Annotated in this window: 14 protein-coding genes; 5 read left to right on the forward strand and 9 right to left on the reverse strand. The window is 63.8% G+C overall.

The features are described from left to right. The first annotated feature begins 14 nt into the window (after positions 1-14). The 3 genes from ribH (at position 15) to F7R90_RS10630 (ending at position 2,547) form a co-directional block, all read left to right on the forward strand. A complete protein-coding gene (gene ribH / locus F7R90_RS10620) occupies positions 15-416 on the forward strand; it encodes a 6,7-dimethyl-8-ribityllumazine synthase (RefSeq protein ID WP_158057420.1) in 402 nt (133 codons plus the stop codon). 1 nt (position 417) lies between these two features. After that, complete coding sequence (locus tag F7R90_RS10625) at positions 418-1,560, forward strand: pyridoxal phosphate-dependent aminotransferase (protein WP_158057421.1); 1,143 nt, start codon at positions 418-420, stop codon at positions 1,558-1,560. Positions 1,561-1,659: 99 nt separating this feature from the next. After that, positions 1,660-2,547, forward strand: a complete 888-nt coding sequence (locus F7R90_RS10630; protein ID WP_158057422.1) for a universal stress protein — start codon at positions 1,660-1,662, stop codon at positions 2,545-2,547. A 6-nt stretch (positions 2,548-2,553) separates the two neighbouring features. On the opposite strand, the gene F7R90_RS10635 is transcribed toward F7R90_RS10630, so the two are convergent. Beyond that, entirely contained in the window at positions 2,554-3,150 is a 597-nt protein-coding gene (locus F7R90_RS10635) for a class I SAM-dependent methyltransferase (protein ID WP_158057423.1), read from the reverse strand. Positions 3,151-3,462: 312 nt separating this feature from the next. Then, positions 3,463-4,284, reverse strand: coding sequence for a nucleoside phosphorylase (locus F7R90_RS10640; protein ID WP_158057424.1), 822 nt, complete (start codon positions 4,282-4,284; stop codon positions 3,463-3,465). Positions 4,285-4,378: 94 nt separating this feature from the next. Here F7R90_RS10640 and F7R90_RS10645 point away from each other — a divergent pair, with 94 nt between their 5' ends. Next, positions 4,379-5,269, forward strand: a complete 891-nt coding sequence (locus F7R90_RS10645; protein WP_158057425.1) for a DMT family transporter — start codon at positions 4,379-4,381, stop codon at positions 5,267-5,269. A 14-nt stretch (positions 5,270-5,283) separates the two neighbouring features. Here the strand turns inward: F7R90_RS10645 and cdd are convergent, their stop codons facing one another. The 6 genes from cdd to F7R90_RS10675 form a co-directional block, all read right to left on the reverse strand. Next, positions 5,284-5,670 carry a cytidine deaminase gene (gene cdd, locus F7R90_RS10650; protein ID WP_158057426.1) on the reverse strand — a complete coding sequence of 129 codons (387 nt, stop codon included), beginning with the start codon at positions 5,668-5,670 and terminating at the stop codon, positions 5,284-5,286. Positions 5,671-6,396: 726 nt separating this feature from the next. Then, positions 6,397-7,503 (reverse strand): ABC transporter permease, encoded by a 1,107-nt coding sequence (locus F7R90_RS10655; protein ID WP_158057427.1) that lies wholly within the window; start codon positions 7,501-7,503, stop codon positions 6,397-6,399. Next, positions 7,500-8,768, reverse strand: coding sequence for an ABC transporter permease (locus F7R90_RS10660; protein WP_158057428.1), 1,269 nt, complete (start codon positions 8,766-8,768; stop codon positions 7,500-7,502). The genes F7R90_RS10655 and F7R90_RS10660 overlap by 4 nt, the downstream gene beginning before the upstream one ends. Then, entirely contained in the window at positions 8,765-10,381 is a 1,617-nt protein-coding gene (locus F7R90_RS10665) for an ABC transporter ATP-binding protein (RefSeq protein WP_158057429.1), read from the reverse strand. The genes F7R90_RS10660 and F7R90_RS10665 overlap by 4 nt, the downstream gene beginning before the upstream one ends. A gap of 54 nt (positions 10,382-10,435) precedes the next feature. Beyond that, complete coding sequence (locus F7R90_RS10670; RefSeq protein WP_158057430.1) at positions 10,436-11,590, reverse strand: BMP family lipoprotein; 1,155 nt, start codon at positions 11,588-11,590, stop codon at positions 10,436-10,438. A 105-nt stretch (positions 11,591-11,695) separates the two neighbouring features. Continuing rightward, entirely contained in the window at positions 11,696-13,063 is a 1,368-nt protein-coding gene (locus F7R90_RS10675; RefSeq protein WP_158058895.1) for a phosphopentomutase/phosphoglucosamine mutase, read from the reverse strand. A gap of 188 nt (positions 13,064-13,251) precedes the next feature. Here F7R90_RS10675 and F7R90_RS10680 point away from each other — a divergent pair, with 188 nt between their 5' ends. Then, positions 13,252-13,977, forward strand: a complete 726-nt coding sequence (locus F7R90_RS10680) for a DUF7504 family protein (RefSeq protein ID WP_158057431.1) — start codon at positions 13,252-13,254, stop codon at positions 13,975-13,977. A gap of 289 nt (positions 13,978-14,266) precedes the next feature. Here the strand turns inward: F7R90_RS10680 and F7R90_RS10685 are convergent, their stop codons facing one another. Next, positions 14,267-14,740 (reverse strand): DUF5793 family protein, encoded by a 474-nt coding sequence (locus F7R90_RS10685; RefSeq protein ID WP_158057432.1) that lies wholly within the window; start codon positions 14,738-14,740, stop codon positions 14,267-14,269. Between the last annotated feature and the right edge of the window lie 2 nt (positions 14,741-14,742).

Here is a 14,742-nt window from a genome sequence, read left to right on the forward strand (position 1 = left end):
GCCACCGTTCGACCATGGTTGCTCTCGGCCTCGTCGTCTCGCGGTTCAACCGCGAGGTAACCGAGCAGATGGAGAAACACGCCCGCGACGCCGCCGAAGAACGCGGGGCAGAGATCGTCGAGTCGGTGGAGGTGCCGGGTGCCTACGACGCGCCGCTGGCCGCCGACAGACTGGCGCGAAGAGACGAAATCGACGCCGTGGCAGTCCTCGGCACGATCGTCACCGGTGACACAGACCACGACCAAGTCATCGCCGACGCCGCCGCGCAAGGCCTCACCGACGTGAGCCTCGACCGCGACAAGCCGGTCACCCTCGGGGTCACCGGTCCCGGCATGTCGGGCGCTGAAGCCCGCGAACGCGAATCGAAGGGTGCAGACGCCGTCGAGAGCGCAGTAGACCTCGTGGAGGAACTCTAACATGGACTTTTCAGACCGCATTCAACGAGTCGAACCGAGCGCGACGCTCGCCATCAGTAACCTCGCCGCCGAACTCGAAGCCGACGGCGCGGACGTGGTGGACCTGAGCGTCGGCGAACCGGACTTCCCGACGCCCGAAAACATCGTCGAGGCCGGAAAGGACGCCATCGACGCAGGCCACACCGGCTACACCTCATCGAACGGGATTCCCGAGCTGAAGGCGGCTATCGCCACGAAACTAGCCGGAAACGGCCTGAGCTACGACGCGAGCGAAATCATCGTCACGCCCGGCGCGAAGCAGGCGCTCTACGAGACCATCCAGACCCTCGTGGACGATGGCGACGAAGTCGTCCTGCTCGACCCGGCGTGGGTCTCCTACGAAGCAATGGTCAAACTCGCTGGTGGGAGCCTGAACCGAGTTGACCTCGCGCCCCACGACTTCCAACTCGAACCGGCACTGGACGACCTCGAAGCGGCCATCTCGGACGAGACCCAACTGCTCGTCGTCAACTCGCCGAACAACCCGACCGGCGCGGTGTACTCCGACGACGCACTCGCAGGCGTCGCGGACCTCGCCGTCGAACACGACGTGACCGTCATCAGCGACGAGATTTACGAGCAGATTACCTACGGCGAAGAACCGACGAGTCTCGGCACCTTCGACGGCATGGCCGAGCGAACCGTCACCATCAACGGCTTCTCGAAGGCCTACTCGATGACTGGCTGGCGACTCGGCTACATCGCCGCGCCCGAGGAACTGATTTCGCAGGCCGGAAAGCTCCACAGTCACTCGGTCTCCTGTGCGACGAACTTCGTCCAGCACGCGGGCGTCGAAGCCCTCGAAAACACCGAGGAAGAAATCGAGGAGATGGTCGAGGCGTTCGCGGAACGACGCGAGTACCTGACTGACCGACTGGACGAGTTGGGCGTTCGCGCACCGGACCCGGACGGCGCGTTCTACCTCATGATGGAGGTCGCAGAAGACGACCAGCAGTGGTGCGAGGACGCCTTGCAGGAAGCCCACGTAGCGACGGTTCCCGGAAGCGCATTCGGCGCGCCCGGCTACGCCCGCATCTCCTACGCAAACAGTCTGGAGCGAATCGGCGAAGCGGTCGATAGACTCGTGGACGCAGAGTTGCTGTAGCGGTAGACGCGACGGCGCGCCGACTATTATTTTTCGATTGCTGAGAATCTCCATCGTAACTAAGACGGTTCCAGCCGTACGTATCGTCAGAGGATTTCCATGTACGATACTATCGTCGTTCCGACGGACGGCAGTGAACACGCGGTACGAGCGGCGGAACACGCACTGAAGTTGGCAGACGCCTTCGACGCGACGGTTCACCTTCTCAACGTCGTGGACGTGCAAGAAGCCGCAGGCTTCTTCAACGCTGGCGGGGTGGACCAAGAGTACGTCGGACGACTCGAAGACGCCGGTCGGGAGCTAATTCGAGAGACACAAAACCAATTCGAAGGGTCGGACGCAGTGCAGACCGCAGTCGTGAAAGGAGGTCCCGCTCGGGGCATCCTCGACTATGCCGACGACCACGACGCCGACCTGCTCGTCATGGGCACCCATGGACGGAAGGGAGTGAACAGATTCGTCGCGGGAAGCGTGACCGAGAAAGTCCTCCGACTCGCGGAGATTCCGGTGATGACTACCCGAGCAGTCGAAGCGAGCGAGATTGCCGACGGCTACGACCGGATTCTAGTGCCGACCGACGGGAGCGACTGTGCCGCAGAAGCAATCGACCACGCTATCGACATCGCGCAGGCGTTCGACGCGACGGTCTACACGCTCTACGTCGTGGACATGGGCGTTCTGACCGCTGAGCCGGACATCGCCCCCGCGACGGAGACGATGGACCAACTCGAAAAGCTCGGTGAGGACGCTACGAGTGCCGTCGCCGAACGAATGCGGGACGCTGGTGTCGAAGTCGAGACAGCCGTCCGGCGAGGGTTCCCTGCACAGACGCTCCTCGAACACGCCGACGAGAACGACGTGGACCTGATTGCGATGGGGACCCACGGTCGGAGCGGATTCGAGCGGTTCTTCCTCGGCAGTACGACCGAGAAAATCGTCCGGCGCGCCGAGATGCCGGTGCTGGCAGTGCCGCACGAGCAGCAGTAGCGACTCTCAGACGCGCGCCAGCAGTTGAATCCAGTCGCCGTCCGACACCGATTCGACTCTCAATCCAACGTCCTCGGCCATCACTCGCAGTTGGTCTGACTGGTAGAGTGTGAACTGTCTGGTGTCCTCGTCGTAGCTCTCGCCCTCCGTCTCGCCGTCGCCACGAGCGACAGAGAGGTAGACGACGCCGCCCGGTCGGACGACGCGGCGGAACCCTGCGAGCGTTTCAGCGGCGTCCTCGCGCGGGACGTGGAGGAACGACGCGCAGGCCCACAGGCCGTCGATGGTATTCTCGGCAAGCGCGAGTTGCCGCATGTCCATCCGCGCGAACGAGGCGGCCGGGGCCTCGGTTCGGGCGACTTCGAGGAACGCTGGCGTAAGGTCCACCCCGACGACTTCGTGGCCGCGCTCTGCGAATGTGGCCGACTCCCAACCGGGACCACAGCCGATATCGGCGACTCGGCTAGCGTCGCCACTCGTCGCGTCGTCGAGTGCATCGCAGAACTCCTCGACGAGTTCCTGAATCCCCGACCGGTCGCCGTGGCGCTCGCGGTACTCTTCGACGACCGATTCGTAGGTTCCGATGGTGTCGGTGTCGGTCATGGTCGGAGTTCGAATGCGAGCGTCAAGAAATTTTACCGACTGCTGTTACGACGTTGCTCGGTCCTCCCGGACTACCCAGACTGGCGGTGCGCGTGGCCCGCACGACACCGCTGATGGTCACGCTCGCGTCGCTCGCGTGACCACTCGAAACGTCTATGGAGTGTTGGTCTTGGCTTCGGATTTAAACGTTCGTCCCGAATCCTGTTCGTCAACGAGCGCGGCGCGCAGTGCGCGCCGCGCGTGGACTCGTTACTCGCGAAAATCTGGTCGTTCAAAGAATAATACGCTCGCTCCCTCCGGTCGCTCGTGCCTTCAGTCCAGACTCATTCCGGCGTGCCACCGGTCCACGCCCTCCTCGGCTTTCTTCTCGTCCATCTTCGCCAGAATCTTCACCGCGAGGCTGGCCGTCTCGGCGGCGGTGGTCTCGCCTTCGGTCAGGAACTCGCCGGTCTCGCGGTTGGCGAACACCGAACAGACCGCCCCTGCTCGCAGGCCGTAGATGTTGGCCAGCGTCATGATGGCGCTGGCTTCCATCTCGATGTTGGCGACGTTCGCGTTCTTGAGATTCTCGATGAGTTCCGTGCTTCCGGCGGCCTCGAAGCCTTCGAATCCGGGGCGACCCTGCCCGGCGTAGAAGCTGTCGGCGCTCATCGTGATGCCGGTGTGGTAGTCGTAGCCCAGTCGCTCGGCGGCGGCGACGAGCGCCGAGACGACTTCGTGGTCGGCCGTCGCGGGGTAGTCCTCGCGGACGTATGCGTCGCTGGTGCCTTCTTGGCGAACCCCGCCGGTCGTGATGACGAGGTCGCCGGGTTCCATCTCTGCCTGGAGCGCGCCACAGGACCCGACGCGGATGAAGGTGTCCGCACCGACGCGTGCGAGTTCCTCTACGGCGATGGCGGTGGACGGCGCACCGATTCCTGTGGAGGTGACGCTGATGGGCGTCCCCTCGTACTCGCCCGTCGCGGTGCGGTACTCGCGGTGGTACGCCTTCTCCTCGACGTTCTCCCAGAACGGCGTAATCTTGTCCAGTCGCTCGGGGTTGCCCGGCAGGAGGACGGCGTTGGCTACGTCGCCTTCGCTCAGTTCCACGTGGTACTGCACTTCGTCGTTGGGGTCTTCGCTGTCGCCAGTCATGCCCCGAAGTAGTCCCGGCAGCGGTTATAAAGCTTCATCGACGCTCCGGAGGCAAACGGGAACGCTTTCCTCGGTGTCGTGCCGACTAGCGAGCGTGTCACGATACCGGGACGTGTTCCTGTTCGCTTTCCTCGCCGTCGCGTGGGGCGGCGGCTTCATCGCCATCGAAGCGGGGTTGGAGTCGCTCCCGCCCGTCTTCTTCGCCTCGCTACGCTACGACCTCGGCGCGCTCCTGCTGGTCGGCTACGCCGCGGCGACCCGCGACCGATGGCTCCCGCGCACGCGAGACGACTATCTGTCTGTCCTCATCGTCGGCGCGTTCTTCATCGCCGCGAACAACGCCCTGCTGTTTTTGGGGCAACAACACACGACGGGCGGCGTCGCGGCGGTCCTCTACAGCATGAACCCCGTGCTGACCGCCGCAATCGCGCCGCTCTTGTTGGCCGACGAGCGACTGTCACGGCTCGGCGTCGTCGGCTTCGCGCTCGGTTTAGTTGGTGTATCGCTCGTCGTGCGACCCGACCCCGGGAACTTCCTCGCGAGTGCGGTCGGGAAGTTGCTCGTACTCGGCTCTGCGTCGAGCGTGGCGGTCGGGAGCGTCCTGCTTCGCAAGACGGAACCGACGGCCGACGCGGTTGCGAGAACCGGATGGGCGATGGCACTGGGGTCGTTGGTGATGCACGGCCTGAGCGTCGCTCGCGGCGAGACTGCCACTCTCGACATCAGCATGGACGCACTGATTCCGCTGGCCTACCTCGTCATCTTCGCCACCGCGGCGGCGTACGTGGTCTACTTCGGCTTGCTGGACCGTCACGGCCCGGTGGAGATTAATCTGGTCTCCTACGTCGTGCCGATGGTCGCGGCGATTACGGGGTGGGCGCTCCGCGACGAGACGCTGACCGCGGCGACTATCGCAGGGTTCGTCGTCATCCTCGCGGGATTCGCCCTGATAAAACGAGAGGCACTGGCGTCGGCGTGGGGTTGAGGGAGCTAGGGACCTTACTCTAGCATCTCTTCGGAGATGGTGTTCGGTAGCAACTCGCCGAGCGTGTACTCGCTGTAGTCGTCGCCCTCGTCACAAATCACGGGCAAATCGTCGTCGCAGAACTCCGCGAGCGTCTGGCGGCACATCCCGCAGGGCGTGACGCCGTCACGACGCTCGGAACTCACGGCGAGGGCGTCGAACTCGCGGTGGCCCTCCTTGATGGCCTCGGAGATGGCGACCTCTTCGGCGTGGAGGCTGTTGCTGTAGTTCGCGTTTTCGATGTTACACCCGACGTAGACGGTACCGTCGGCGGTTCTGAGGGCCGCGCCGACGGGGTAGTCCGAATAGGGCACGTGTGCGTTCTCCTGCACGTCGCGGGCGGTGTCGAGAAGTTCGTCCATGGTGTCTCGAAATTGGGTGGTGGCGAGAAATAGGTCGGGGATTCTGGGTGGGAGTTGGTTTTCGTAGGGTCGGTTTTTGTGGAGTTGGTGTTTTCGGCGCGGCTTCTGCGGGTGACTCTAGAGAGAAGCAACTAGCTATTTCCGAAACACCCTGTGAGATTCTATTTGACTACTTCTTCGACGCATTCGAGAAGCAGCTAGCTATTCCCGAAACCGATGAGAAACCGCCCCGCACCGCGACGGCTCCGCGACGGCCACACACCACCCCAGCCGATTCCTTCTGTCGCTCGTTCCACTCGCTCCGCCACTCATCCCTCGCGCGAGGTTGGCGCGAGCCCAACCGCGACTCGCGCCAGCGCACGCCGTGACCCACGGACGGTGTCTCGAATTTTCACTGACGAACTGGCGCGCGCGGTCTGGCGGTCGCGCGAAGCGCGCGACCGCCGCACCGTCCGTGCGAGGGATGAGCGAACGGACGTGAGCGAATCGGCTGGGGAGGCGTGTGGCTCGTGCGGTTGCGGTGCGGAGCGGTCTCTCCTTTGCACCGGCAATAGTGCTGTTCTCCAGTCAATAACTGCCTAACTCTCGCTTGTAGCACTCAGCAGTTGTAATTCGCGCGCCGATAGTGCTGTTCTCGTAGCTCACAACAGTCGGAACGCACGTGGTACTCGCTCTTTCTCGAACTCATCACATTGGAGAACCGCAAAAATCAGCAAAAGGCGAGCCTCATTCCTCGCCCGATTCGTAGTACTCGCCCGCCGCTTCCGGAATCTGGGTGCGGCCCACGAGCGCCAAGACGATGATGACGGTGACGTACGGAATCGTCTGGATGAGCGAACTCGGCACGCCCAACCCGTGCAGACGCAACTGAAGCGCGTCGAGCGTCGAGAACAGCATCGACGCGCCGAACGCACCGAACGGGTTGTAGTTGCCAAACAGGTACGCCACGATGGCGATGAAGCCACGTCCGTTGACGGTGCCGCCGCCGACGAAGTTGCCGGTGCCGGTCCCAAGGGTGAGTCCCGCGCCGCCGATGCCCGAGAGGACACCGGAGAGCAGGACCGCCGAGTATCGGACTCGGCGGACGCTCACACCCGCCGTGTCGAGTGCCTTCGGGTTCTCGCCGCTCGCGCGGACCCACCGACCGAACGGCGTCCGGAAGAGCGCGTACCACGATATCGGCACCGCGAACAGCATCATGAACACCGTCGGCGAAGCGTTGAACAACACGTCGCCGAAGTACGGAATCTCCGAGAGCAGCGGCACCGTCCAGTTGTCGAAGGTGCCGACGCTCGGGGTGTTCGGTCGGTTGTAGACGACCTTCGCGCCGAACGGCGCGAGACCGAGCGCGATGAGCCAGACGGCGAGTCCGGCGATAATCTGGTCGGCCTTGAACTCGATGCAGACGACTGCGAACAGCAGTGCGAGGAGCGTACTCGACAGGATGCCTGCCGCGAACCCGAGCCAGATGTTCCCGATTGGGACTGTTCCGAGACCGGGTACGACGACACTGACGAGTGCTTGGCCCGCACCGAGCATGTCGGTGGCCAGCACGCCGACGAACGCGGCGATTATCAACAGGCCTTCGAGGCCGATGTTGATGACGCCGCTCTTCTCGGCGAAGATGCCACCGAGTGCCGCGAAGACGATGGGCACCGAGAGTCGGAGCGCGGAGCTAACCGTACTCTGGCTGACCGCGCGGTTGAGGACGATGCCAGCGATGGAACCGGGGAAGATGAGACCGCCGATTGCGACGAGGACGACTAAGCCACCGGCCGCTCCGGCCAGCGCGTAGCGAATCGTCTCGCGGTCGAGCGCGCTACGGTCGATCATTCCTCGTCACCTCCTTCGCCGCCGTCCGTCGCAACTGGTGCAGACTGCTCGCTTTCGGCACTCGGAAGACGCTCGCCGAGCATCCGGAAGAACTCCGGCATGGCGACGAACAGGATGATGAGGCCCCGAAGGACCCCAGAGAGTTCTTGGGGAACGCCCCCAGCGAACTGCACCGCCAGCGACCCGCTCTTCAGCACGCCGAACAGCAGTGCCGCAATCGGCACGCCCAGTGGGTTGTTACCCGCGAGGATGGAGACGGTGATGCCGTCGAAGCCGTACGACGGCACGCCGACCTGATAGCTGCCGATGGCCATCAGCACCCAGACGGCACCGCCGATGCCAGCGAGCGCGCCCGACAGCGCCATGCTGGTCACCATCGTCTGGTCGGCATCGACGCCACCGTACTCCGCGGCTTCCGGTTGCAGGCCGCTCGTCCGCAGGTCGTAGCCGAGCGACGTGCGTTCGAGCAACAGCCACGCGCCGCCCGCGAGCGCGAGTCCGAGGACGAGCGCGAGCAACGAGAAGCCACTGCCTTCGCCGAAGAGAATCGGTTGCAACTGTGCGAATCCGGGGACAGACCTGGTCTGGACGACCTGACTCCCCGGGTTCTGGAAGTGGTACTTCGTGAGGTAGAACGCTACCTGCGTAGCGATGAAGTTGAGCATGATGGTGGTGATGACCTCGTTCGCGTCGGCGTACGCCTTGAGCGCACCGGGGAGCGCGCCGTAGAGGCCGCCGACGATAGCGCCGACGAGCAGTGCGAACGGGATGACGACTATCGAACCGACGAGACCCGCAGGGAGAATCGGTGCAACAGTGACAGTAGCGAGCGCGCTCGCGAGCGCGCCGAGTACCAGTTGACCCTGCGTCCCGATGTTGAACATCCCACCGCGGAACGCGATGGCGACCGAGAGCCCGGTGAACACGAGCAGCGTCGTCTCTTTCAGCGTGAGACTGAAGCTGAAGTTCGTGGGGTTCGACAGAATGTCGCCGAACGCGCCGGTAAACAGCGTGACGTAGACGTTCACGGGGTCGTAACAGATTGGTTCGCCGAACGCCTGCAACGTAATCGAGAGCGTCGCACCGAACAGCGGGATGTCGATAGTCGCTGGCGCGCCACAGGTCGCCATCCACCCGGCCGCGAGGATGACGCCCGCGCCGACGACGATAGAGAGCGCGAGCGCCGCGACGCTGATGAACAGTCGCTCGGCCGCCGAGGTCCCGGCGAATCGTCGCAGTACGTCGCGCCACGAGTCGCCGTTCATGTCGAGCCTCCTTCGGTGGAGACGGTCGAATCGGTGGACTCGGCGGAATCACCCGATTCGGCCGAGTTGGCCGATTCCGCGGAATCCGCGGACTTCTCGTCGGGATACTCGCCCGCCATCAGCAGGCCGAGTTCCTCTTCGGTCGTCGTCTCGGGATCCACGACGTCCATGATTTCGCCGCCGTGCATCACCGCCAAGCGGTCCGAGAGTCCCTGCACCTCGTCGAGATTCGAAGAGACGAGCAGGACGCCTTCGCCGTCGTCGCGCAGGTCAAGTAGTCGTTCGTGGATGAACTCCGTCGAGCCGATGTCCACCCCGCGCGTGGGGTGGGTCGCAACCACCAAGTTGGGGTCGCGCTCGAACTCGCGGCCGACGATGAACTTCTGCTGGTTGCCACCCGAGAGTGCCTCGGACTTCGCGTCCGGGTTCGGGGGCCGCACGTCGTAACCCTCGATGACGTCCTCGGTGTGGTTGCGCGTCTCTCCCCAGTCGATACGGCCGCCTTCGGCGAATTCATCGGAGTGTTGGCTCCCGAGGAGCGCGTTCTCCACGAGGTCGAAGTCCATGACGAGACCGCGTTCGTGGCGGTCCTCCGGGATGTAGGCCATCCCCGCGTCGATGCGCTCGCGCCGGGACAGGGTCGAAACGTCTTCACCGAGGTAGTCTATTTGACCGGACTCGGGCAGTCGCAGTCCCGTAATCGCCTCGATGAGTTCTGACTGGCCGTTCCCGTCCACGCCAGCGATGCCGAACACTTCGCCCTCGCGGACCTCGAAGTCAACGTCGGAGACCGCTTCGATGTCGCGCTCGTCGGTGACGACGAGGTCGTCCACGGAGAGAACGGTGTCTCCGGGATTGCTCTCGTCCTTCTCGACTTCGAGGAGTACCTCCCGGCCGACCATGAGTTCCGCGAGTTCCTCGCGGGTGGTCTCGTCAGCCTTGACAGTACCGACGTTCTCGCCGTCCCGCAGAATCGTGATGTCGTCTGCGGCGTGCATCGCCTCGCCGAGTTTGTGCGTGATGAAGATAATCGTCTTGCCCTGGTCGGTGAGTTCCTCGATGACTTCCAGCAAGTCCTCGACCTCTTGGGGCGTGAGTACAGCGGTCGGTTCGTCCAGAATCAGTACGTCGGCACCACGGTAGAGTGCCTTCAAAATCTCGACCCGTTGTTGGACGCCGACGCTGACCTCTTCGATGGTCGCATCCGGGTCCACGTCGAAGCCGTAGCGTTGGCTCAACTCGCGTACTTCGCGGCGGGCACGGTCGTGGTCGGCGACGAGGCCGCCCCACTTGCGCGGTTCGTTCCCGAGGACGATGTTCTCCGCGACCGTCATCGGGTCCACGAGCATGAAGTGCTGGTGAATCATCCCGACGCCCGCGTCGATGGCGTCGCGTGGCGAGTCGAAGTCCTGTTCCTCGCCGCCGACCGACACGGTTCCTTCGGTCGGTTCGTAGAGGCCGTAGAGGACGTTCATCAACGTCGTCTTGCCCGCCCCGTTCTCGCCGAGGAGCGCGTGGACGGTGCCTTCCTCGACGACGAGGTCTACGTCGTCGTTCGCCACGACGCCGGGAAACCGCTTCGTGATTCCATCTAAGTGAACTGCGTTACTCATAAATACGTTCCCCACTCGAAAGGTGTCACGCCGTGACAATTCATGTGGCCGTCCCTACTGGGGCTTCGTCGGCACACTAATGTCGCCGTCGATTATCTTCTGGCGAGACTGCGAGATGCCGTCCTTGACTTCCTGCGGGATGTCGGAGCCGAGGCTCTGCCCGTAGACGCAGGCGACGCCGTCTTTTTCGAGGCCGAGTGCCTGCACGCCGCCACCGTTGTAGTTGCCATTGACCTTGTTATCGATGGACTTGTAAACCGCGTTGTCCACGCGCTTGACCATGCTCGCGAGGATGACGTCCTTGTAGCTCGGTTCGCTACGCGACTGGTCTGCGTCCACGCCGACTGCGAAGCGGCCTTCCTGCTGGGCCGCCTTGAAGACGCCGAGACCGGTCGCACCGGCCGCGTGGTAGACGATGTCCGCGCCGTTCTGGTACATCGACAGCGCGGCCTCCTTGCCTTTCGAGGGGTCGCCGAACGAACCGGTGTAGGTCACGTCCACCGACACGTCGGAGTTGGCGTGCGCGACGCCTTTCTCGAAGCCAGCCTGGAACTTCTCGATGAGCGGGACCTTCACACCGCCGACGAAGCCGACCTTCGTCTCGCTCGATGCGGTCGCTCCGGCACCGGCACTGAAGTCGCGCGTCGTCAGCATGCTGGCGAGTTGGCCGACGAGGAACGACCCCTGATGCTCTTTGAACGTGTAGTTGGCGACGTTGGACTGCTCGACGACGGAGTCAACGAGCATGAAGTCCTGGTCCGAGAAGTTCTTCGAGTTCGCCTTGAGCGCTTCAGTCTGGGCGTAGCCGATGCAACAGATGAGGTCGAACTTGTTCTGGGACGCGAACCGTCGCTGGAGCGTCTTGAAGTCCGACTGCTGTTGTGGCTGGGCGTTCTGGAAGGTGATGCCCATCTCCTCCTCCGCGCGCTTGACGCCCTTGTTCGCCATGTCGTTGAACGACTTGTCGCCGAGACCGCCGAGCGCGTACACCATGCCGACGTTGAGGTCTGCGTTGGCCTCGCCGCCACTCGTCGTCGAGTCGTCGGTCGTTCCCGACGCGTCCGTCGTGCCGGACGATCCGCTGGTCGTCTCTTCCGTCGTGGTGTCGCTCCCGCCGGAGCCGTTGAGACTGATACAACCAGAGAGTGCGCCTACGCCGACCGCACCACCGGTCAGTTTAAGAAACGTACGTCTGTCACTGTTGGACATTGTAGGCGAAAGATACGAACAGCTCCTGATAAATGCGTCGTTTCACCTGGTCGAACCCAGAATAATGCCGATTCTGTTCAGACAGATGACTGCTGTCTTCCGGATTCAAAGACCGACGGCGCGGCGAACTTCGTCGGCCGCTTGCTCTACCAGTTCGTCCACGTCGTCGCTCTCGGCGTACACCCGGACGTACGGCTCGGTGCCGCTCGGCCGAACCAGCACCCACGACCCGTCCGGAAGCGTCGCACGCACCCCGTACTCGGTGTTGACGGAGGCGTCTGAGAACTGCTCGGGGATTGCGGTCTCCAGTCGTGCCATCACGTCTGCTTTCGCGTCGTCCGGACAGGAGACGCTGACTTTGCGGTAGGGCCGCTCGGTGACCGGTCCTCGGAGTGGCTCGACGCCACCCGCTTCGGCGACGAGTCGAGAGATGACCGCGGCGCTCGTGACGCCATCTATCCAGCCACCGAACTGGGTGTGGATGTGTTTCCACGGTTCGGCCGCGAAGACGACTTCTGTGCCCTCGCTTCCGTCGGCGCGGGCGGTCGCGATTCCCTCGTGGAGCGCACCCAGTCGGACGCGCTCGACGCGCCCGCCAGCGGCCTCGACGCGCTCGTCGATTCGCCCCGACGCGTTCGGCGTCGTCACGACGACCGGGTCCTCGGCGTCGCTCTGCTCGGTGTAGTGAGCGGCGAGCACTGCGACGACGGTATCCTCGTGGATGACTTCGCCGTCGCCGTCCACGACGACGATGCGGTCGGCGTCGCCGTCGTGACCGATGCCGAGGTGGAATTCTCGGGACTCCGCTCCCTCACCAGCGACGAACTCGCGAAGGTCCGACAGCGTCTCGGGCGTCGGCTTGCTCTCCCGGCCGGGGAAGTGACCGTCCACGTTGGCGTTGAGCGTCACCACGTGCGCGCCGAGTGCGCGAAGCACCTGTGGCGTTGCGACTGCGGCCATACCGTTGCCACAATCGACCGCGACACGGAGTCCGTCGAGTGGGGCACCGTGTTCGCGAGCGTACTCGGTGACGGCCTCCCGATAGTTGGGGAGGACCGCCAGGTCTTCGCTGTGGCCCCACTCGTCCCACGCGACTGGCGAGTCGTCGGCCTCGACGCGCTCGTCTATCGTGCGCTCGGCGTCTCGGTCGTACTCTTGGCCGTCTGCGAACAGCTTGATGCCGTTGTCGGTCGGCGGGTTGTGACTCGCGGTGAGCATCACGCCGCGTCGGCCCTGCGACGCGAACGCGAGTGCGGGGGTCGGGAGTTGCCCGACGCGGCGAACGTCCGCCCCGACGCTTTCCAGACCGGCTTCCATCGCCGCCGCGAGTGCCGTCCCCGTCTCGCGGCCGTCGCGGCCGACGACGAACGTCTCGCCGTCGCGGCCAGCGGCCCGACCGACCGAGAGTGCCAACTCCGGGGTCACCTTCGTCACGACGCTACCGCGGATGCCCGCGGTTCCGAAGAGGTCCATGTCGGGACGTTTGGTCCCGGACACTTAGCTTCCCTCGATTTCGTTCGAGACCTTGGGCTGACGCGAAGAGACGAAATCGACGCCGAACGAGTTCGTCTTCGACCTGACAGAACGTAGTGACAAGATGGCTTACAACTTATTAAAATTGAGAAAGCTTATGAACCAAAAGGTCGTACGGATAGCTAACGATGGCTACTGATAGCACCCAACCGGCCGAAGACGTCTCGTCGTTCGTCGGTCACCTCCGCGCCCTCAAGCGGGACGGGTGCAGCCTCTTCGTGGTCGGCGACGTGCCGAGATACTTGTTCACGCGTGCCAGCGAGAGCATGCTCGGCGACGATGACGTCGACCGATATCGAGCGATGGTCGTCACCGACGCGGACGAAGAGAGCGTTCGCAGTCGGCTTCCGTCCGCCACGGACTCGGCGGGAACCAAGACGCGAGTCCTGACCTGCGCGAACTCGGTTCGCTCGGTTTCCTCGGAGCGAGCGTCCCTCTGTTCGGAACAGTCTCCCGAGGTGGGGCCGACGATGCCCGAAGGACCGGAGACACGAACGGTGAGCGACCGCTCCGAGCTACAGACCGAGCTATTCGACGCAATCGAAGCGTTCGACCGACAAGCCGACGGCGTTCGTCCGGCCCAACTGCGCGTCGGCGTCGATTCGCTCGGTCCGATGCTCGACATCTGCGACGAGGACGAGGTTCGCCAGTTCGCCGAGCGAGTCGGCGAGCGCGTGCGGGCACACAACGGGATGGCCCACTTCGTCCTCACCGAATCGTACGACAGCGAGCGCGTCCAGCGACTCGCCGACGCGTTCGACGCCGTCGTCGAACTCCGCGTCCAAGACGGCGACGGTGAGGAGCGCTGGCACCTCCCGGACAGCGACGTGACGATGCCGTGGGTGTCGCTCTGACTGATTCCTCGACCGAAACCCGTGAGAACTAAGCCGGGGAGTTTCGTATCGGGAACTATGAAGTTCCCTAGCGTCACATCCCCGGAAGGACTGTTCGACTATCTCATCGGTATCATCATACTGTTGTCGGCCGTAATCGGAATCGTACTCGTGGTGTTCGGCAACACGCACTGAGCAGTACGCATCGAATAGCGGACCGAATTGCAGAGGAAGCGCGGTTCGAAGCGGTTGGTGCCTCGACCGATTCGGGGACCCATTCTGCAGAGAGAGACCGACCCGGAGAGCGTCGCTACAGTTCGACGCCGCTGGGGATGAGACTGTGCTGGCGTAGCAAGTGGCCGTCGCTGTTGTAGACCAAGAACGTACTCTTGTCGTAGGCGACGAGGTCCTCGCCGTTGATGCTGATTTCGACGTGGTAGCGCCCGTCGCTGTCGCCGGAGGCTTTGCCGTACTCGCGGGCCGCACGGATGAACTTCAGCACGTCGTCTGCGTCCTCGTTCAGTTCGAGGACGAAGTCGCCCGTGATGCGGTTCGTGACGCTGACGACGCCGGTCGTGTCGGGGTCGTCTACCTCCCCTTGGAGTCTGTAGGCGACGTCCGTCTCGGCGGCGTCGAGCAGTTCGTCGCTCGTCCCGGTGAGGCGCTCTCTGAGCGTCGAGGATGGGCCCTCGAAGTCGATGAGTACTGTCGGCTTCTCCGCCGAACCGTCCTCCTCGACCCAATCGACGTTTCGAACGTCTAGCGTGAAGTAGTCGCGCCTCATTC

Origin of the sequence: Halorussus halophilus (genome assembly GCF_008831545.1) — an archaeon.
GTDB classification, from domain to species: Archaea; Halobacteriota; Halobacteria; order Halobacteriales; family Haladaptataceae; genus Halorussus; species Halorussus halophilus.